Source organism: Jatrophihabitans sp. GAS493, assembly GCF_900230215.1.
GTDB lineage: Bacteria > Actinomycetota > Actinomycetes > Mycobacteriales > Jatrophihabitantaceae > MT45.
Genome location: NZ_LT907982.1, coordinates 3,053,909 through 3,072,441 on the forward strand (window position 1 = coordinate 3,053,909; position 18,533 = coordinate 3,072,441).

18 protein-coding genes and 1 pseudogene are annotated in these 18,533 nt (G+C 63.1%); 8 read left to right on the plus strand and 11 right to left on the minus strand.

Annotated elements, in window-relative coordinates:
- Window positions 1-10 precede the first annotated feature (10 nt).
- Window positions 11-880 carry a fibronectin type III domain-containing protein gene (locus CPH63_RS14180; protein WP_172892214.1) on the plus strand — a complete coding sequence of 290 codons (870 nt, stop codon included), beginning with the start codon at window positions 11-13 and terminating at the stop codon, window positions 878-880.
- 70 nt (window positions 881-950) lie between these two features.
- On the opposite strand, the gene CPH63_RS14185 is transcribed toward CPH63_RS14180, so the two are convergent.
- Complete coding sequence (locus CPH63_RS14185) at window positions 951-1,373, minus strand: hypothetical protein (RefSeq protein WP_157749565.1); 423 nt, start codon at window positions 1,371-1,373, stop codon at window positions 951-953.
- A gap of 322 nt (window positions 1,374-1,695) precedes the next feature.
- On the opposite strand from CPH63_RS14185, the gene CPH63_RS14190 reads away from it, so the two are divergent.
- The 3 genes from CPH63_RS14190 (at window position 1,696) to CPH63_RS22345 (ending at window position 2,807) form a co-directional block, all read left to right on the plus strand.
- Window positions 1,696-2,046: a hypothetical protein gene (locus CPH63_RS14190; RefSeq protein WP_096303537.1), complete on the plus strand. Its 351-nt coding sequence runs from the start codon at window positions 1,696-1,698 to the stop codon at window positions 2,044-2,046.
- Window positions 2,047-2,141: 95 nt separating this feature from the next.
- Window positions 2,142-2,378, plus strand: a complete 237-nt coding sequence (locus CPH63_RS14195) for a hypothetical protein (protein WP_096303538.1) — start codon at window positions 2,142-2,144, stop codon at window positions 2,376-2,378.
- A 60-nt stretch (window positions 2,379-2,438) separates the two neighbouring features.
- Window positions 2,439-2,807, plus strand: coding sequence for a hypothetical protein (locus CPH63_RS22345; protein WP_157749566.1), 369 nt, complete (start codon window positions 2,439-2,441; stop codon window positions 2,805-2,807).
- A gap of 360 nt (window positions 2,808-3,167) precedes the next feature.
- Here CPH63_RS22345 and CPH63_RS14205 read toward each other — a convergent pair whose 3' ends face one another.
- On the minus strand, window positions 3,168-4,265 hold the full coding sequence (locus tag CPH63_RS14205; RefSeq protein ID WP_157749567.1) for a hypothetical protein: 1,098 nt from the start codon (window positions 4,263-4,265) through the stop codon (window positions 3,168-3,170).
- Between the two features lie 376 nt (window positions 4,266-4,641).
- Here CPH63_RS14205 and CPH63_RS23760 point away from each other — a divergent pair.
- Window positions 4,642-4,875, plus strand: a pseudogene (locus CPH63_RS23760) (IPT/TIG domain-containing protein); the annotation flags it as partial.
- Between the two features lie 2 nt (window positions 4,876-4,877).
- On the opposite strand, the gene CPH63_RS23230 reads toward CPH63_RS23760, so the two are convergent.
- A complete protein-coding gene (locus CPH63_RS23230; protein WP_241895661.1) occupies window positions 4,878-5,072 on the minus strand; it encodes a hypothetical protein in 195 nt (64 codons plus the stop codon).
- On the opposite strand from CPH63_RS23230, the gene CPH63_RS23765 reads away from it, so the two are divergent.
- Together CPH63_RS23765 and CPH63_RS22350 are read left to right on the plus strand one after the other, a co-directional pair.
- Window positions 5,005-5,814: an IPT/TIG domain-containing protein gene (locus CPH63_RS23765; protein WP_371364962.1), complete on the plus strand. Its 810-nt coding sequence runs from the start codon at window positions 5,005-5,007 to the stop codon at window positions 5,812-5,814. The genes CPH63_RS23230 and CPH63_RS23765 overlap by 68 nt on opposite strands.
- Complete coding sequence (locus CPH63_RS22350) at window positions 5,735-7,864, plus strand: cutinase family protein (protein WP_157749569.1); 2,130 nt, start codon at window positions 5,735-5,737, stop codon at window positions 7,862-7,864. Before CPH63_RS23765 ends, CPH63_RS22350 begins: the two co-directional genes overlap by 80 nt.
- A 156-nt stretch (window positions 7,865-8,020) precedes the next feature.
- On the opposite strand, the gene CPH63_RS14225 is transcribed toward CPH63_RS22350, so the two are convergent.
- The 5 genes from CPH63_RS14225 to CPH63_RS14250 all read right to left on the minus strand — a co-directional run bounded on the left by CPH63_RS14225 (window position 8,021) and on the right by CPH63_RS14250 (window position 12,390).
- A protein-coding gene (locus CPH63_RS14225; RefSeq protein ID WP_096303177.1) for an IS3 family transposase occupies window positions 8,021-9,138 on the minus strand; the annotation gives its coding sequence in 2 pieces (ribosomal slippage) (window positions 8,021-8,871 and window positions 8,871-9,138; 1,119 coding nt in all).
- 1,286 nt (window positions 9,139-10,424) lie between these two features.
- A complete protein-coding gene (locus CPH63_RS14235; protein ID WP_096303545.1) occupies window positions 10,425-11,135 on the minus strand; it encodes a dihydrofolate reductase family protein in 711 nt (236 codons plus the stop codon).
- Entirely contained in the window at window positions 11,135-11,653 is a 519-nt protein-coding gene (locus CPH63_RS14240; protein WP_096305159.1) for an SRPBCC family protein, read from the minus strand. The genes CPH63_RS14235 and CPH63_RS14240 overlap by 1 nt, the downstream gene beginning before the upstream one ends.
- Window positions 11,654-11,656: 3 nt before the next feature.
- A complete protein-coding gene (locus tag CPH63_RS14245; protein ID WP_096305158.1) occupies window positions 11,657-11,998 on the minus strand; it encodes a metalloregulator ArsR/SmtB family transcription factor in 342 nt (113 codons plus the stop codon).
- A gap of 197 nt (window positions 11,999-12,195) precedes the next feature.
- On the minus strand, window positions 12,196-12,390 hold the full coding sequence (locus CPH63_RS14250; RefSeq protein ID WP_096303546.1) for a hypothetical protein: 195 nt from the start codon (window positions 12,388-12,390) through the stop codon (window positions 12,196-12,198).
- 417 nt (window positions 12,391-12,807) lie between these two features.
- Between CPH63_RS14250 and CPH63_RS14255 the strand changes: the two genes are divergently transcribed.
- Window positions 12,808-14,826, plus strand: coding sequence for a bifunctional diguanylate cyclase/phosphodiesterase (locus CPH63_RS14255; RefSeq protein WP_096303547.1), 2,019 nt, complete (start codon window positions 12,808-12,810; stop codon window positions 14,824-14,826).
- 287 nt (window positions 14,827-15,113) lie between these two features.
- On the opposite strand, the gene CPH63_RS14260 is transcribed toward CPH63_RS14255, so the two are convergent.
- From CPH63_RS14260 to CPH63_RS14270, 3 genes are all read right to left on the minus strand, one after another.
- The gene (locus tag CPH63_RS14260; RefSeq protein ID WP_197704356.1) at window positions 15,114-16,586 is read right to left on the minus strand and encodes a carboxylesterase/lipase family protein; all 1,473 of its coding nucleotides are present in this window, start codon (window positions 16,584-16,586) and stop codon (window positions 15,114-15,116) included.
- Window positions 16,587-16,820: 234 nt separating this feature from the next.
- On the minus strand, window positions 16,821-17,324 hold the full coding sequence (locus CPH63_RS14265; protein ID WP_096303548.1) for a hypothetical protein: 504 nt from the start codon (window positions 17,322-17,324) through the stop codon (window positions 16,821-16,823).
- On the minus strand, window positions 17,321-18,478 hold the full coding sequence (locus CPH63_RS14270) for an ROK family transcriptional regulator (RefSeq protein ID WP_096303549.1): 1,158 nt from the start codon (window positions 18,476-18,478) through the stop codon (window positions 17,321-17,323). Before CPH63_RS14270 ends, CPH63_RS14265 begins: the two co-directional genes overlap by 4 nt.
- Window positions 18,479-18,533: the final 55 nt, after the last annotated feature.

The following is an 18,533-nucleotide window of genomic DNA, read 5'->3' on the forward strand; positions in this document are numbered from 1 at the left end:
GGTCATTGTCTTGTCAAGGTCTGACAGTTCCCCGGTCGGTGCCGCACCGTACGGTCGCCGACGCTCCGACGCGTTCGTCCCGGCCGGTCCTCCACTGGTGATGCACGCCCCGGTCGCCACCGTCAACGGAACTGCGATCGACCTCACCTGGACCAGCGGCAACGACAACGGCGGCGCCAACGGCTCGGTCGTCACCGGCTACACCGTCCAGTTCGCCAGCGGCGACAACGGCACCGCCTGCACCACCAACGGCGCGGCCATGGGCTGCACCGTCACCGGGCTGGCCACCGACACCGACTACACCTTCACCGTGACCGCGACCAACGCCAAGGGCACCTCGCCGCTGAGCCCCGTCTCGAACGTCGCGCGGATCGGCTCGACCGGCACCGGCGGCGGGGGAGGGACCTGCACCTCGACCTCGGCCGACGGCTGCGGTTCGGTCATCGTCGACGGAAGCATCAGCATCTCTCTCGACAACGCCGACTCCTCCTTCGCCCTCGGAGGCCAGTCCGGCACCGACAGCAGCACCCCGGACAACACCATCTCCTACGTGGTGACGACCAACAACGCCGCCGGATACTCCGTCAGCGTCAAGTCCGACCAGCCCACCTTGACCCCGGACAGCGCGAAGAACTCGGACAAGATCTCCTTCGACGCCATCACCGCCACCGGCACCGCATTCGTCAGCGGCACCATCCCCAACGACGGTACATCAGACGGCGGGTCGGCCCAGCTGGCCACCGGCGGCACGGTCTACACCCAGACCGCCCGTTCCAAGGCCACCGGCGACACCCACACCACGACCTTCGGAGTGAACATCCCGTTCGTCGCAGCCGATGCCTACCGAGGCACCGTCACCTTCACCGCCAGCGCCAACTAGAGGAGTAGCCGGACCGGGACTCGCCGGTCTGGCTATTCCTCGCAGGTTGAGTGGCCAGTGTCAGGGGCTGCTACTCGCGATCAGGTAACACTCGCGACAACAACAGGATGCAAACCCCAAAGAACGCTAAGAATCCCGCGAACACGATGCTAGCTAGCGCATCGCTGCCGGATTGGCCCGTAACGCCAAGGACTCCAACACAGAACGCGGCAAAGAAGAATGCCGCTGCAAGTAGCCAGAGAACGACGCGCCAGGGACTACCCTTTGCTCCCGGCAGGTTTGGCTTGGCGGCAGCAGTCGCCCCGACTTGCCTCGATGCTCGACGTTGCGCCACGTTGTCGAAAGCCTGCCGGACCTTCGGGTCACGCTTCGCTTCCCGTAGCTGTTTCGGGCTGAAGGGGTCTCCGGATTTTATGCCGAGAGCCTTACGCGCGTTATTGATGATGACCAGGTCGTCGAACTCGTCGTTCTCCCAGGGTTTCTTACCCGTCATGACGACCTCCTCATTCGGCTGACGCACAGAGAAGTTATCACCCACAAGATCGGTAGCGGCACCGTCAGGGCGGCGGCTAGAGTCCTTTCATGTCCAGTGTTCGCTGCATCCGAAATAGAACAAAGGACCTGGGGTGTTGTCGGAACCGGCAGTCGGGCCTCCGACAGGTACTTGCTAGCGTCACCGGATGATGCGACGCGCCTACCTTCTCCTTGTGGCGATTGGTCTTTCCCTGGCCTCGGGGTGCTCGTCCTCGGGCAGTAACGCTGCGTCAGCGTCACGATCGCCGGTCTGCGCCGGTTCTTGCGACGCTTTCGACTCGATGTCGGCGGCGGCAAACCGACCCACCCCGATCCCGACACCCGACGGTGCGACCGCCTGCCATCTACTGATGGCGAAGGGAGCCGCCCTCGACCAGCTCTCGGTCCTCTTCACCTCGGTCACCACCGGCAAACCCGAACCGACTGACGCCGCAGCCCAAATCGTCTTGACCGGCCTGACCGCCGCCCACGCTATCGCGCCGTCGGGACTTGATGCCCTCGTGCAATCAGACATCTACCAGGTGCAAGCGCTCGACGACGCGATCGGTGCCGGAGACCCCGGCACGGCCGACGTGACGATCACCAATAGCTTCAACACCGCTACCTGGTGTTCAGTTCACAAGTTCAGTTGACGGTGGAGCCGAGACACGCCCGCACGGGTTGGCGAACCTAGCCCCGACGACTTTCGCGTGGATAGAATCCTGGCTCCAAAGCTTCCGGAGGGCGGGTGGCAACGAAAAGAAGAAGGGTCCCGCAGACGTGCGCCGAGGCACTGTTCAACGTCCGCGACAATCCACTCGCAGGCTTCTGCTTTTCAGTCATCGCGACATTCTTCATCCTTATTCTGCCGATCATTTTCCTGTTAACGGGCAGCCCAGGGGCCGCAATCGTCGAATTCCTGATCGCGTGCGTCGCGCTCTACCTGTTGGTGCGCCACTCTGAAGCGGCCACCCGATACCTCTAGGCGGCGCACGTTGCTACCCTCCACCATGACAAATCGATGTCGACAGGGAGGCCTCCGCAAATGTGGGACGACATCGTTCAGCGGGCTCGTGAAAACCAACGTACTGCCCTGTCAGCCAGACAGGCATCGCATGACCGGGCTCAAATCCGACCAAGATCCGATTTAGCTGACGAACTCCACCGCGCGACTGCTGACTTCGTTTCTCGTGTTCCCGATCAATACTGGGGTGGTGCGTTGCGTCGGAACATGAAGACGGTAACGGTCGTCTCGAATCCCACCGGCTATGATTATCACGGCGAGACGCTCGTAGTGCGGCGTGATGGCCAGCTGTCAGTTCTCAACTACGGCGACATCTATGCAGATCCGGGCGCAACTATGAGAGTGCTGGCGGCGATGGCCGACTGGCTCGCAACCCGATGCCTTCTCTAACGATCACCCATCAGGTCAGGCGGTGCTTCTCGCTGTGCATGTCACCGAAGTTGCAGCCAAGCAAACACGGCACCTCGACACGTGGTCGCCGAACTTGACGGCATCACGATCCGTGTGACCCTCTTGTGGTCACCGCCGACACTCCAACCACCTCGAAGCCCAGCAATCACGGCCGATCTACCAACCTACCTCGGGCGTATCTCGGGCCAGACGAACAGAGGGGGCGTCGTGCATCCGTTGCAATAATGGATGTTCAGATTGTCATAATCTCTGTTATCGGCATACCAAATAGGGCGATCCGAGGACTGAAGATGGCGGCCGCGAAGCCGACAAAAGGGCGGGGTCGGCGAATGTGTAGTCCTATCCGCCGACGAGCGCGTCGAGGGCAATGGTGATTGCAGAAACGGCCGACGGGTCAGCGAAGAGCGTTGCGGCCGGGGTCGAGGGGCGGCGGGCCCAGTTCACGTTAGGTGCGTCGGCTCCATGGGCGGCAAGGCCGGGCAGTGCGAGCAACGCATTTCGAAATGCAGCAATCGATGCTTCGGGCACGCCCTTGCCGCGCTTGAAGATCCAGTCGTAGTTTACGGCCCAGGAGTCCTTCCCAGCCGCTGCTGTGTAGAAACTCCACGGTTGAATATCGCCATGAGGGGTATGGAACCACGGGGTGACACTTGGGTGCTCGCCTGTTCCCCAGTACAAGTGACTGAATGCCTCGTGACCGGTTGCATGCTCAAGCAGTGAGCTCACGGCGGAGGCGACGTGGGCGGGGCAACGTTCAGCAAGGGTCGTTCGGAAACTTGCCTCATCGTGCTGGGCGACCTTGGCCGCCTTCCGCTCTGCCGCTTCCGCGCCGTAGGTCTGCGGGATCAGAATCTGGATGTCGCCGTCCTGAATGTATTCGAACTCCATCGCGATGATCTCCAGGTCATCAGCGGTTCGACGGTTTAGGAACTCCACTATCCGTCGCAATTCTGGGGTGATGGTGTCGACGGCGAGAACCAAACGGAATCGCCCATCCGAGAGGTTGCGGTCGACTGCTCGACGGAAGGTCGCCTCGTTGAAGTCCAGCCCTTGCTGGGCGGCCAGTTTCGAAGCCTCGTCAATCAGGTCTCGGTGCGAGGTACCCCGCCAGGCGGACTCAAGTTCCCGAGACGTCCACGTGGTCATGCCGGAGGCGTAGGCCAGTATCTGACCGACGATTTCGCGTCGGATTTCGGGGTTCGAGCGCAGTTTGCATTCGGCGAGGGTCAACGATCCGTCTAAGCCCACGACAGCGATGTCGAGACGTCCAGTCCCTGCGATATCGAGCTCCAATGCGACCAACGAATTCGCCGACTCGACGCCGTGCAGCAAACCCGGCGACTCGGCCAGGATCACTTGGAGCGCGGCTTCGTTCGTGTAGGTCGTTGTCTGCGGCATGCGCCAAAAGCCGTCACCTGCGCGTCGAAGGAGCGCCATGGTCCGAAGTCCTCTCATTAAGCGGTCTGAAGGTTCCCGCCGCGACATCATGTCAGCTCCAACTGCATGATTCTTGAAGCGAACCACATACGGCGGTTTTCGGCTCCCAGCCGGACTCGTCGATCAAGTGAAGGCGACGTTAATTCCTGTCATTCAGAGAAGGTGCCGGTCGGGAGCTCGGTCCGATTCCGCATCAATCGATCTTTGCTGCCCGACCTCCAGAGATGGCGAATCTGATTAGCTATCGAAAGGCGGTAGATAGCTCGCGAACATTCGAGTACGTTCTATTCACGGCTTACCGGTTTGGGGGAACTCGGTGAATTTTTCGGTGCTGCGTCGAACGTCAATTCTTGTGACGAGCGTTCTGTTGCTTCTCATGTCAGGGCTAGCTGTACCGATCGAGGCGCATGCTGCCACTTTGCCGACAGTTGCGACGGTTTCACCTCCGACCGGTAGCTCGCTCGGGAGCACTGCCGTCACAGTGACGGGTACCGGTTTTACCGGGGTGACCTCTGTGACCTTCGGTGGCGTCGCAGGGACGTCCCTGTCTGTTATTTCGACGACCTCGTTGACAGTTCTGTCGCCGCCGCACGCTACCGGCGCGGTCGACGTTCAGGTCATGACTTCCGCTGGTGTGTCCGCCGTCGTCGCTGCCGACAAGTTCACGTATGGGCTTTTGCCTGCGGTTACCGCGGTGTCGCCGGCAACCGCGACGGTAGCCGGCGGGACGTCGGTCACCGTGACCGGTACCGGGTTCATCGGCATCACAAGCGTGGTGTTCGGTACGAGTCCTGGAACGTCGGTCACGGTGGGATCTGCTACCAAGCTGACAGTTGTCGCGCCGGCGCACGCCGCCGGACGGGTGGACATTCGTGTCACTGGTTCGTATGGGACGTCGGCGGTGGTGTCAACCGATCGGTACACCTACGGCCCGTCGATCACTGTCGTATCTCCGAATATTGGAACGACCGCCGGTGGCGGAACCGTGACCCTGACTGGCAGCGGCTTCGTCGGGGTGACGGCAGTGAATTTCGGTACTACCGCCGGCACTGGTCTGACTGTCGTGTCCTCCACTCAGCTGACCGTTGTTGCGCCTGCTCACGCGGCAGGGGTCGTGGACCTCCGGGTGATCGGCTCATATGGCACGTCTGCGGTAGGCGCCAGTGATCACTACACATACGGTCCGGCGATCACACTCGTCACTCCTGCAACCGGGCCGATCACCGGCGGCACAACCGTGACAGTTAGTGGAGCCGGACTTACCGGGGTGACCGCCGTCAACTTCGGGACGTCTGGGGGCTCGAACATAACCGTGACGTCAACAAACTCCCTGACCGTCCGCGCTCCTGCACACGCCGCCGGAGTGGTCGACGTACGAGTTGTCGGGACGTACGGCACATCAGCGATCGTGACCACCGATCACTACACCTACGGTCCAGAGCCGGTCGTGACGGTAGTCGCACCCGACTGTGCAGGCCGGCACGATTATCAAGGCCGCTTCAGGTACCTATCTGAGTGTGTCTGGGGCGCTGGTGGTGAACGGCAGTAGCTCGAGCCCGGCGGTGTTTACGTCGTTGCTTGATGACAGTGTGGGCGGGGATACCAATGGTGATGGCACGGCCAGTAGCCCGGTGGCTGGCGACTGGGGCGGCATCAGCGGGTCGTCCGCGTCGTTGTCGATCGATCATGCCGATGTTCGCTACGGCCAAACTGGGATCTCTGGCGGGTCGTTGACTACGACATCGGTGACGAATTCGACGGTCGAGTACGCCTCGTATTCTGGGATCTCGGTGGACAGCTCGGTCGCGATCACGGTGTCTGGGAACACGGTGACTGGTGTGGGGTCGAGTGGGATCCAGGTGAGCCAGGACGGCACTGTGTCGAACGCGGCGGCATCGACGACCACGGTCATCAACAACACCGTCAACGGGGTTAGTGGCGGCGCCGGCATCATCGTGCAAGCCGATCCCTACAACAACTCGGGTACTGCGGCGTTGGCAAACGTTCCCGCGCCCACGGTGACTGGCAACAACGTCACCGGCGTGTCGACTCCCTTCGCACATACGAGCGGCTCCCAAGATCAAGGCGCTGGGTTCGCGATCGCGATCTCGGCGACCAACCTGCTTCCGGCCCAGCTGACCGGTAACACTGGCAGCTCAAATACCGTTAATGCCCTAGAGCTCGGGGGCACGCTTCGGGGCAACCTCATACTGCCGGTCGCCGGGTTGCCGATCGTGGTGGGACTGGTCGACGTTCCCATTTACGGATTCACCTCGGGGCTTGCCGTCGGGTCCGGAGTAACCCTTACCGCCAACGCCGGTGCCGTGCTCAAGTTCAATCCGAATTACGACGCCTACTGGAACAGCCCCGCGGGTCTGAGTGTGTCTGGGGCGCTGGTGGTGAACGGCAGTAGCTCGAGCCCGGCGGTGTTTACGTCGTTGCTTGATGACAGTGTGGGCGGGGATACCAATGGTGATGGCACGGCCAGTAGCCCGGTGGCTGGCGACTGGGGCGGCATCAGCGTGGCAGATGGAGCGACAGCGAGCCTCGTCAATACAGACATCCGTTACGCGAGTACAGCGCTCTCGGTCGCCGACGATGGCGCGGCCGAGTTTCACGGGTCCGTCGTCACCTCAGCGTTTGGCGTTTCCGCTGGCGATGGCTACGTCGACGCGACAGGAGTGGATTGGGGTGATTCGTATGGGCCATCGCCGATCGGCTCAGGCGTTGCGTACTCCGGCGGAGCTGCCAACGTGGTCCCCTGGGTTGGATACGTGGCACCTGCACCGTTGCCCGGCGTACCCTACGTACCGCCAGCGGCAAACCCATGCGCGCAGATTTACTTTGTCGCCGTTCGGGGCTCAGGAGAGGACCCACAGGGCGACCCGCCGATTTACGGCGGTGACGAGTCGTCTGACGGTCTCGGATCTCGAGTGCGTGACGTATTGACAGGTATGACTGACGAGCTTGCGCAATACTCCCCGAGCACCACGGTCAAGACCTACGGCCTGCAGTATCGAGCATTAGGTGTCCTGTCCGACCCACTTTTGCGCGGCACACAAGCATATTTCACGTCCATTTACGAGGGCGTTGACCAGTTGACCGAGCTGATGAGCGACGAGACGCGGATGTGCCCAACAGAGAAGATCGTACTCAGCGGGTACTCGCAAGGCGCACTGGTTATCCACATCGCTCTCAGAGATCTCGCCAGCTCTGGTTCCCCGTCGATCTCGGCGACCCACCTAGCGGCCGTTGCACTTATCGCCGACCCAGCCAAGGTAGCGAATGGCGGTGAGTACACACTCGAGGAATTTGACAAGGAAGCAGGATCCGGAATTGCGAAGGCGGAGGGTATCTGGACGAAGTTTCCTCTAGATTCAGACGTTGGTCCTTTGCCACCTTCCGTAACCGGCCGAACCATCGCGATGTGCCGAAACCACGACCCCGTTTGCGCTCCACCGTCTCCTCAGTTCCTTCTTGAAGGCCTGCTCGCTTACGTTCATATCCATACCGATGGCTACTACCAAACAGAATCAGCCGTCCTTGGCCGATGGGCTGCCGACAAATTCCTCGCCAGGGCGTTCGTTTTGGCTGACTAGCTGAGATTGTGCGAGGGGCGTTACCCAGTGAACGCCGCTACACCTGATGCTAGGGGGATGTTGGTGCGATGCTTAGAAGAGGACGTCAGAGGGTCGGGTCGCATACGTCGAGGGCCCGTGGCCGGACCCCGTGAATTGATCCACGGTTTGTGAGAGTCAGTTTCGGTGGGTGCAGATGGCAGCGTAGCGGGCTGGGGTTTGGTAGCCCAGAGCCGAGTGCCGCCGATGTTCGTTGTATTCCTGTTTCCAGTCGCTGATCACGACCCTCGCGTGGGCCAGGGACCAGAAGATGTTGATGTTGAGGCATTCGTCGCGGACGCGTGAGTTGAACGATTCGACGTAGCCGTTGCGCCACGGCTCGCCGGGTGGGATGAACGACAGCCCGACCTGTTCACCGGCCCAATCGGTCATCACCGCGCAGGCGAACTCGGGGCCGTTGTCGCTGCGCAGCACGACGGGGTACCCACGACCGGCGGCGACGCGGTCCAGTTCGTCGGCTAACGCATCAGCGGTGATGGACCGTTCCACGAGCCCACCGAGGCATTCGCGGGTGTGCTCGTCAATGATCGACACGATCTTGATCGGTCGGCCGTCGGTGGTGGCGTCGAACTGGAAGTCGACGGCCCACACCGTGTTCGGTGCGTCAGCTTTCGGTAGGCCGGGGGCGGTGCTGGTGCCGAGGCGTTTACGGCGGCGGCGTTGCGGCACGCGTAGGCCTTCGTCGCGCCAGAGTCGCTGTATTTTCTTGTGGTTCACCGTCCACCCCTCGCCGCGGGCGTCGTGATACGCGCGGCGGAATCCCCACCTCGGATGCGTTTTCGCGTACTCCCGTAACCAAGCCCGCAGCGCCGCGTCGGGATCGGCCGGCGTCGCCGCCTGTGGTTCGTGTCGCTGTGTGGTGCGGTTCTGCCCGGTCACCCGGCACGCGAACCGCTCACTCACGCCCATCGTGGTGATGAGGTGGTGAACGGCCGCGCGCCGGCGTTCCGGGCTCAGAAGTTTCCCCGGGCGATCTCCTTCAACGCGGCCTTCTCCAGCTCCGCGTCGGCGAGCAGCCGCTTCAGGGTGGCGTTCTCCCGCTCCAGGTCCTTCAACCGTTTCGCGTCGTCAGCTTTCAGGCCGCCGAACTGGTTGCGCCACCGGAAATAGGTCTGCTCAGAGACCTGCAATTCCCGGCAGACATCGGCAATGTCTTTGCCTTCGCCCAGCATCCGATCAGCCTGCGCCAGTTTCCGCACGACCTGCTCCGGGCTGTGCCGCTTCCTCGTAGTCATCGTGGTCAAGCCTTCCTGCCCACAACGTGGGCCGCAAGACTCTCACTCGACCTGGATCAACCAACCGGGGTCAGGCCACCCGGCCCGGGACCACAACATGCGCAACGAATCATCGCTTGTTCTCGCCAAGTCGGCTGATCGGGATCGCTGGCGCCGCTGGGGTGGCGCTCAGCATCGGTGCATCTGAGTCATTCGGGCTGACGCGGAATACTCTGCCTGTGTGGCTCAGGTGACCGTGCGTCTCATCGGTCCGGTCGCTTCTGCGCCTCTTGGATATTGCGGGCGCTGAGTTCTGCTGCTGCCCGTGGCCCGCCCTGCTCGGCGACGGCCTTCGCCCGATAGGGGAGCGTGGTCGCGAGTAAGCGGCGAAGGCGGCCAGCGTCAACGACCGCAGCTCGCCCGTAGCCCGTGCCTATCGTCACGGCGCGACCCTGTGCAGCAGCGTCAAAGATTTCTGCGAAATGCGCCGTCGCCTCGTCGATCGTGTCGAAGTGAGTCGAATGCATTGCGGTGGCTCCGTGGTTTGTGCCGGACGCCAACGTCTGATCGCCTTGGCGGAGCCGTAAGTCTACGAGAACCGGGCGCTCGGCACAGGTACCTGAAATTGTCACGGGCCTTCGGCGGACGGGTAGTGGCCGCACCGTGGCTACTTAGGTCTCGAAACACGCGCGCGGGCGGATGTACTCTGCGACTATGCAGTGGACGGGCGGCCAAGTCCTCATCCCCATCTCATCCCCATCCTCGGGGATATTGCCCCGAACCACCGGTCAGCTGCGGTCAAGTAAGGACAACGATTGGCCAGTAAACACGGGAGAATCCGCCGAATCACGCGGTAGCAAGCTGGCTGTCCGAATTCTTGACACGGTAGGGGTCACTGGTTCAATCCCAGTATCGCCCACAACACGAAGGCCCCGGTTTTCCGGGGCCTTTCGTCGTTTCCGAGCCTACTTCGCTCGGCGGCGCGCGATCCACATGCGATCACGCTGCCACCGCTGACGCAGCCGCGGCTTCGGTGCCGCGACGTCGGTCAGCGTTCGCGAAACACCGCCTTGTCGGCGGCGCGCCAGATCTGCACGTACTCCTTGGTGATCGGCTCGTCGTCGTCGAGCGTCTCCCGTACCGCGTCACCTCGTATAGCCGGCGTCTGTAGAGGTGGTGCTGACGCTGCGCTCCTGCTGGTTGACGTTCATCTCCCTCGGCGGGCTCTCCACAGCGCAAGGCCGCGGGTTTCGTCGTTGACGCAGCCGTTGAGGGAGGTCGTGGCCGAGTAAGCGATCATCAGCGGCCTACTCTGCGTGCCAGGGCGATCGTGGTGCATCTTCTTCTTCGCCTCCTCCGGTGCGAGGGCCTCGGGGGAGCCGCTCCAGGACGAAGTGCGTTACGCCACTCGGTGAGGTGACCGCCTCGACGTCGTAGTCTTTCTCAATGCCTTCGAGACCGTCCCACAGGCGGACGCCGCGACCGAAGAGTACCGGCGTCTGGACGATGTGAATGTAGTCGACCAGGCCGGCCGCGATGAACTCCCGAGCGACGGTCGGACCGCCTCCTATCCGCACGTCTTGGCCGAGCGCCGCCTCGAGCGCGACCTCGAGGGCCTTGGCTGGGGTGGCGTCAAGGAAGTGGAACGTCGTGCCGCCCTCCATCTCTATCGACGGCTTCGGCTTGTGCGTGAGCACGAAGGTTGGGGTGTGGAACGGCGGGTTCGGGCCCCACCAACCCTCCCAGTCCGGGTCGTCCTGCCACCCGGGAGGGCCGAACTTGTATGCGCCCATGATCTCGGCGCCGATTCCCGGTCCCCACTGCTGGGCGAAGGCGTCGTCGACACTGTTCGCGCCACCCTCGCCTCCCGCCATGGCCGCGCCGAAACGAGTGCCGAAAATCCACGCGAGGTGGCTGTGTCCGGAGTGGCCCATCGGCGCTTCGAGCGTCTGGTCCTCGCCGGTGGCGAATCCGTCTAGGGACACGGACAGGTTGTGGATGCGAGCCTTGCCGGACATTAACTCTCCCTTTTCGTAGGCAATTCGGTGAGGTACATGCTGAGTTTGCTCAGCGTCTGTTGGGCGCCCTCGATCACGTGGTACTTGCCCACGGCCTCGTCGCGCAGTTTCTTGGTCGGGAAGACAGTGCGCATCACAACGTGAGTCGTCGCCTCGTGCTGCGCGAGCACGAGCGTCGACTCGAAGGCGTTCGGGTCGTCACGCGACTCGCCGTGCAGTATCACGATGCGCTCAGGCCGGACGATCTCGGTCCAGGTGATCCACTCTTGATAGTCGGTCCCGTCGGGCCCGTGCATCACGAAGTCCCAGACACCGCCCTCACGGAAGTCAAACGAGCGAGTGGTCGTGGTGAATCCATCCGGGCCCCACCACCGCGACAGATGTCGGACTTCGGTGAATGCCTCGAACACCAACTCGCGTGGGGCACTGATGAGTCGGGAGATCACGATCTCCCGATCGGCCGTCGCCGATTGCGGCGCCGCGGATTCCATTGGCGCGTCTCGTTCTGTTGTTGCCATCATCTACTTCCCTTGCGTTTCCTGCTTGAGGTCCTGCACGTACATGTCCAGCCGGTCGAAGCTTTCATTCCAGAACTGCTGAAACCCACCGGTCCACTCGTGGATCGGCCGCAGCCCATTGGCCTCAAGGCCATAGAGGCGCTGCTTGCCTGCCTTGCGGTCCCGCACCAGACCCACCTCCCGGAGCACCCGCAGGTGCTTGGACGCCCCCGGCTGAGTCATCCCCAGCTCTTGGGCCAACTCGGTCACCGGCCACTCGCCCGCGCGCAACAACATCAGGATCTCCCGGCGCTGCGGCTCGGCGATCGCATTGAACACATCCGACGTCGTCGCTGCACGGGCCATGACGACATCATATACCGATAACGGCATGAGTTACGGGCGAAGGCGATCTGAGAAGCTGCACTATCGCGATTGGAATGCCAACTAAGCGTGCGGTTGAGAGACAAGCCGGGATCGGAGAGGCTTCGGACACGCAAACGGAGCTACGCGGTGGAAGCCAACACGTCCGCTGTCCCCGAACTCAGGGCGTTGCTTCGGCCCTATCCGGAGACGCGACTGTCCGACGGCACCGGCAGCGAGGCACCCAGACCGGCGAGGTCCGCCAGGAGGTCGGGCGGCGCATCAGCTGACCGTTCGCTCACCTCGACCACCGCGTCGAGGAAGTCCAGCCCGGTCACATCGGTGGCCAACGCGAGCATCCCATCGCTGGTGAAAGCCTCGAACTGCCCCGGCATCACCACTCTCGACCCACCAGGGCAAGGGCATCCGTCCCGGCACGGTGCGGCAGCCCGACACTCTCGACTCTGCTCCGAACGTCGATCTCAGATGACACGTCCCTGCCCCTCTGCAGCGTCTGCAGCGGTGCGATCCAGGGGCCTCAGCGGCCTGCCATGTAGCTTCGGCTGTGGTCCAACTGGGTTCGGCTACGGCAGCTGGGCTCTGACCGATACGAGTCGGTCGTCAACCGAGCTGGGTGGCGATCAATTCGTCCAGGTGAATTAGCTCCACAACCCTGCTCGCGGCCGCAATGCGCGCACCCGTAGCTGTCGTCGGCGGGGCCTTCGCTAATGCGACCCAGATCACAAGAACAATCCTCAAGTTGTGGCGCGTACCGCCGATAGTCGGTAGACGCACTCACCCTTGGAGGATGTGTGGCACATCCGCCGCTGCTCAAACCGTCGATGTTCAGCGGCTTCTGGTACACCAGTGTCCTGTTGGGTTGGGGCTTGCTGGTCGTGGCTTGCGTGCAGGTCGGTACGGCATCGATCACCGCAGCCGGGCTCCCATTGTTGATGTCCGCGGTGCTGCTGCTGGTTCTTGAACTGCTGCCGCTGGTGCAGGGCCGCGGACATGATCCACACGGCGTGGTCATGTCAACCGCCTTCGTCTGTGCGGTTCTGTTCATGTGGGGTCCGTGGCCGGCCATCGTGATGGTCAGCATTGCGGCGATGGCCTCTGACCTTCGGGCCGGCAAGCACTGGTGGAAGGTTCTGTTCAACGTCGGCCAATACGCTTGTTCCGTCGCGGCGGGCGCGGTAGTAATCTGGCTGGCCGGTCAGCACCCCTCACTGCAACATCCGCTGCCGCGCTTCAGCGTGTCTGACATCGGCTGGGTCGTCGGAGTCTGGGTCGTGTACTTCACCGTCAACCTGGTTCTAGTCTCCGGAGTGTTGGCCCACCGCAGCTCGCTCCGCTCGGAGCTCTTCGACGACTTTCTCCACTATTCGATGATGAACTTCGCCGTCCTTGGCATCTCGCCGATCATTGTGGTGGTCGCGCAGAATGTCTGGCCGCTGCTACCTGCGCTGCTGATCCCGCTGCTACTGCTCTACCGGATGGCGCAGATGACCTTGGAGAAGGAGCATGAGGCCGGGCACGATGCCCTGACCGAATTGCCCAATCGCAGCAGCATGCATTTCGCGTTGAATGATCACCTCAGCCATGCGCGACGGACCGGCGATACGTTCGGTTTGCTGCTGATCGACCTGGACCACTTCAAGGAGGTCAATGACAGCCTCGGTCACCACGCCGGCGACGAACTGCTCGTCCACTTCGCCCACTGCCTTAGACGTTCGGTTCGACCGCAGGACTACGTAACGCGCTTGGGTGGCGATGAATTCGCGGTCATCATCCCCGCTGCCGACGAGCGGGCGGCCCGAGACGTCGCCGAACGGATCCGTGACTCGTTGATTGAACCGGTGTACGTCCAAGGTATGCAGCTGCAGATCGAGGCGTCTATCGGTCTGGCCATGCACCCCGAGCACGGCGAGGGACTGGAGGACCTGCTGCGCCACGCTGACTCGGCTATGTATACGGCTAAGGAGTCTCGCGAGGGCATCGCCCTCTATTCAGCTGTCCGGGATCGTAACTCCACCGATCGGCTCAGCCTGCTCGCCGAACTTCGCCAAGCACTGGACCAGCACACGCTCGAATTGCACTATCAACCGAAGGTCAGTCTGGCCGATCGCGGCCTACTCGGAGTCGAAGCGCTCATTCGATGGGACCACCCCACGCGCGGCTTCATTGCCCCCGATTACTTCATCCCTCTCGCTGAGCAGTCTGGCCTCATGCCGATGCTCACCGCCCAGGTGATCGAGATCGCCGTCGCTCAACTGCGCGACTGGAGCGAACTTGGGCTGCAGGTGCCGATGGCGGTGAACATCTCTCCGACCGACCTCACCGGCCATCGGCTCACCCACTTACTGGCCCAGACCACAACCACCCACGGCGTCGCGGCCGGGATGTTGAAGCTGGAGATCACCGAACGCGTCGTCGCCGAAGAAACCGAGGAGATGAACTCGGTCCTGCTGACTCTGCACGAAATGGGCGTCACGCTCAGCCTCGACGACTTCGGCACCGGCTACTCCTCGATGCGCCGGCTCAAAACACTCCCCATCTCCGAACTCAAGATCGACCGCAGCTTCGTCTCCAGCTTGTTCGACAGCACCGCTGATGTCGGCATCGTTCGCGCCGTCATCGACCTCGCCCACGCTCTTGGGATGCCGGCCATCGCCGAAGGGGTCGAGACAGAATCTGAGTGGCAACTGCTGCACTCCCTCGGCTGCGACGGCGCCCAGGGATGGCACATCGCGCGACCCATGCCCGCAGCCGATATCACCGAATGGATCACCGCCCACGCGCCCTCGTCACTGCGTACCGACGCCGCCTAGATTCGCACGGTGGCTGACTCGCCGTGGCTCGCGGGTAGCCAACCATCGCTACCAGGCACCGGGGACAGCACACCACCCAACCAGGTGAACTGGCATCGACCGGAACTCCCGCGACAAGTCTGCTTGGTGCGGCAGCAGTGCTCATTCTGATCGGCGGGTCGGCGGTGGCAATCGGGGCCCGTAGGCGCCACTAGCCGAATTGCCAGGCGGTCGACGGACAGGTGTCGATCGCCGGGGCAGGAACCTTGTCGAGCGGGATCACACCGACCCGAGTTAGCGCTGGTGCGCTACGCGACCGAGTCCCAGAAGCCGCATTGGTGCTCGGAGCGGAAGGCGGAGGTGCTGATCTCAGTGCTCTCGCCGGAGGGCTTCAGGGACATGATCCGGTGAGTCGCCCCGAACTTCGGCCAGTGCGCCTGCCCTTGCGCGTTCGGGCTCCCACGGAAGACGAACCCTCCCCAGTAGTGGATCATGTCGCGGGACAGCTGGCGCTCGCCCGCATTGAAGGTGGGGGCGATGGGTGTGCCGTTGTTGAAGCTCGGGAACAGGTACGCGAGTTCCGCAGCATGTCCCGCTCCCCATACGTACCCGGGAATCGGGACCAGGCCGGGACCGTGGCGGGCGTCGAACTCGTAGGCATAGGTCGGCACGTACTTGGCGAATGTGCTCTCCAGCTGCAGTTGCGAGCATCCCCCAATTCCCGCGGCGAGGCCGGAGTCGGTGGCAATCGCGCCGATCAGGTAGGCCGGCGTGAACTTGTCGGCATTGCGCGGCCACGGGTAGCGGGCCAGCACCTGGGGGGCGAGTGCCGGGAACGTCGACTGGACCCAGGCCTCGTACTGACTCTCAGTCAATCCGATGTCGCCCTGGAAGAAGGTTCGACCTTCGTCGCGATTCGATCCCGTCACGATCGGAACGCGAGCGAACTCCCCGTCGCGGACGGCAGTCGCTGGTGGCTGGGGAAGCGCCGTTGTGCCGCTGGTCAGGGTCGGCGAGAAGCCTGTGCTTGCGTCGAGCAGTTTCGCCGCCGAGAGTCCGCGCAGGCAGGACGTCTCAGTGGCCGCTGACGGACAGCCCGCTGCAGCGGCAAACGTCGTGCTGTCAGTCCTCGTTGCGGCGAGCGGCCGGCTCAGGCAGGAACCGCTCTGCATCATCGCGCGGCTGAATAGTCCCTGCGAACCAGGTGCGGTCAGATGCGCGCAGACCGAGAAGGCACCGGCGGATTCTCCACCGAGCGTGACCTCGTTCGGGTCGCCGCCGAACGCCGCGATGTTGCGCTGCACCCACCTCAGCGCGGCCTGCTGATCGAGGAAGCCGTAGTTGCCCTGGCCGGTCTTCGACAGTCCAGGTAGACCGAGGAAGCCGAAGACGCCGAGGCGATAGTTCATGGTGACGACGATCGCGTTGCTGAGGCGGACGATCTTCTCGCCGCCGGCCTGGTTCGAGCTTCCGTTCACGAGGCCGCCGCCATGGATGAAGACGTAGACGGGAATCTTTCGTCCAGCCGTAACGCCGGTTGCTCGCTGTACGTTGATGAACAGGCAGTCCTCGGCATTCGTCCGGACGCCATTGGTGCTCTCGAGCGCGGCGCAGCGAGCGCCATAACTGGTAGTCGGCAGCACGCCGCTCCACGGCGCATGCGGTTGCGGTGCCTGCCAGCGCAGGTTAGCGATCGGCGGTGCCGCGTAAGGGATTCCGAGGAAACTGTCGACGCCGTCGCTGCTTGCGCCGCGAATGGCGCCCCGGTCCGTCTGCACCACAAGGGGGTTCCTCGGATGATGGTAGGCAGCTGCCGGAGCAGCAAAAGCCACTAGTAACAAGGCGGTTGTGCCGGCGACGAAGCCAGCGCGGACTGCTCTGATCATCGGAACACGCTCCTCGTCCGATGCGGCCGTCACTCCGCTCGCGGGGTCGGCTGGCATCGAATCGATTGTTCGGGGGATCTATCCTGCGTAGCCCCTGAACCAGATAAGTGTCAAGGGGTGGCGGGCCTTCTAGCTCTCCGATGCTGGATCGGTTTGATACGAGGGATCGATGTCCTGCCAACCCAGGGCGATCGCCAACGCGTTGATTCCGTCGGTGACCGACTCGAGATCGTCACGGACGCCGACGCTGATGCTGGCCAGCGCGTAGCGCATCTGTTTGGCCGAATGGGCGCGCGCTTCGGCACGCAGGTCGATGCCCTTCTGGGTAGCCCTATATCCGGAATTGGCGGACCTTGTCTTGGTGTCGGCGTTGCTGATCAGGTCGCGGCTCTCCAACGAGCGGAGCGCGCCCGGCACAGTGGCGATCGGCAATCCGGTGCCACTGATGATGGTCCGCAGATTTGCTCCCGGGTGGCGCAGTAGATATCCGAGAATGGCGACTTCGACGATCGGAACCAGGGGTTGGTCCATTCGCTCCTCGGCTTGTCGACGGATCATCGTGTTCACCGAGTCCAGCGCCTCGGTGAGGTTCACCAGGGCTTGCACGATGTTGCTGTCCGGGTCGGCTGTCATCGCGAGGCCAGCTCCGCTGCGAGTCGGATGGCTCCAGTCAATTCTGCGCGCACGGATAGCTCGGCCGCGAGGATCTCGATATTCGCCGCGGTCGCCGGTTGAGCGTGCCGCCGAACCGACGCTTCCACCCCGTCGATCAGTGCCTTCCCGGCGGCACCGAGTTCACCGCCGATGATGAGCGCTGAAGGGTTGAGGAGATTGCACAGTTCGGCCAATGGTCGTCCGAGTGTGCGGCCGGCCTCGTTGAGGATCCGGTCGGTGACCGCGTCCTGGAACTCGTGAATCTGTACCTTCTGCTGATCGCTGCTGGGGTGCGTGTGGGCGATCTGCTCGCGCACCGCCTTCACCGAGATCACCGCCTCCAAGCACCCGAGGTCCCCGCAGCGACACAGCTCGGTTCGGCCCGGGAGTTTCGTGTGCCCGATCTCGCCGGCCAGGCCGTTGGCGCCGGTGTACGACCGGCCGTTGAGCACCATGCTTGCGCCGATGCCATCGGACGCTTTGACGTACAGGAAGTCCGAGTGGTGACGCCCGGCACCGGCCTGCTGCTCGCCGTAGGCGCCGAGGACCGCGTCGTTCTCGATGTGGACCGGCACACCGAGCCGGGCCTGTAGCTCCTGTCCGGGGGCGAGCCCAACCCAGCTCATGAGAATCGTCGGGGATCGGACCGTTCCGGTTCGGCTGTCGATCGGTCCCGGAACTCCGGCGACTACGGAAGAAAGGTGGTCAATAGAATGCTCTTCGCGCAACTGCCGCATCGTTTCGGCGGCGAAGTCCATGGCGTCGCGGGCGTTCAGGTCCACGTCCAGGACGAGGTGCCCCCGACCGAGTTCACGACCCAGTCGGTCGGCGACGGCGACGGTGACATGGCTGTGCCCGAAGTCGATACCGGCGACCGGTGCACCTGATGCCACCGCAGAGAGGCTGACCCCGGGGCGGCCGCTGCCCGAGCCGCGACCCTTTGTCCGGGCTTCGGCCTCCACGATCCGTCCCTCGGCCAGCAGTCGGCCGACGGCATGGTTGACGGTGCTGCGCGACAGGCCGGCCAGCTGGGCCAGTTCGGAGCGAGTGACCTCGTTGCCGTTGCGGACGAGCTGGTAAAGGTCTTCTCGGGTCCGATCCCGGGGAGACACATTGTCAGTAGCTGAGGTCATCCCAGGACTCTATGTCATCCGCGGCGAGTTCGGCCCATAATGAGCCCATTATTTA

Excerpts from the sequence above, each read along its gene's own strand:
- CPH63_RS14185 (WP_157749565.1), bottom strand. The coding sequence starts at position 1,373 with ATGACGGGTAAGAAACCCTGGGAGAACGACGAGTTCGACGACCTGGTC.
- CPH63_RS14190 (WP_096303537.1), top strand. The coding sequence starts at position 1,696 with ATGTCGGCGGCGGCAAACCGACCCACCCCGATCCCGACACCCGACGGT.
- CPH63_RS22345 (WP_157749566.1), top strand. The coding sequence starts at position 2,439 with ATGTGGGACGACATCGTTCAGCGGGCTCGTGAAAACCAACGTACTGCC.
- CPH63_RS14205 (WP_157749567.1), bottom strand. The coding sequence starts at position 4,265 with ATGGCGCTCCTTCGACGCGCAGGTGACGGCTTTTGGCGCATGCCGCAG.
- CPH63_RS14235 (WP_096303545.1), bottom strand. The coding sequence starts at position 11,135 with ATGTCCGGCAAGGCTCGCATCCACAACCTGTCCGTGTCCCTAGACGGA.
- CPH63_RS14240 (WP_096305159.1), bottom strand. The coding sequence starts at position 11,653 with ATGGCAACAACAGAACGAGACGCGCCAATGGAATCCGCGGCGCCGCAA.
- CPH63_RS14245 (WP_096305158.1), bottom strand. The coding sequence starts at position 11,998 with ATGGCCCGTGCAGCGACGACGTCGGATGTGTTCAATGCGATCGCCGAG.
- CPH63_RS14250 (WP_096303546.1), bottom strand. The coding sequence starts at position 12,390 with ATGCCGGGGCAGTTCGAGGCTTTCACCAGCGATGGGATGCTCGCGTTG.
- CPH63_RS14265 (WP_096303548.1), bottom strand. The coding sequence starts at position 17,324 with ATGACAGCCGACCCGGACAGCAACATCGTGCAAGCCCTGGTGAACCTC.
- CPH63_RS14270 (WP_096303549.1), bottom strand. The coding sequence starts at position 18,478 with ATGACCTCAGCTACTGACAATGTGTCTCCCCGGGATCGGACCCGAGAA.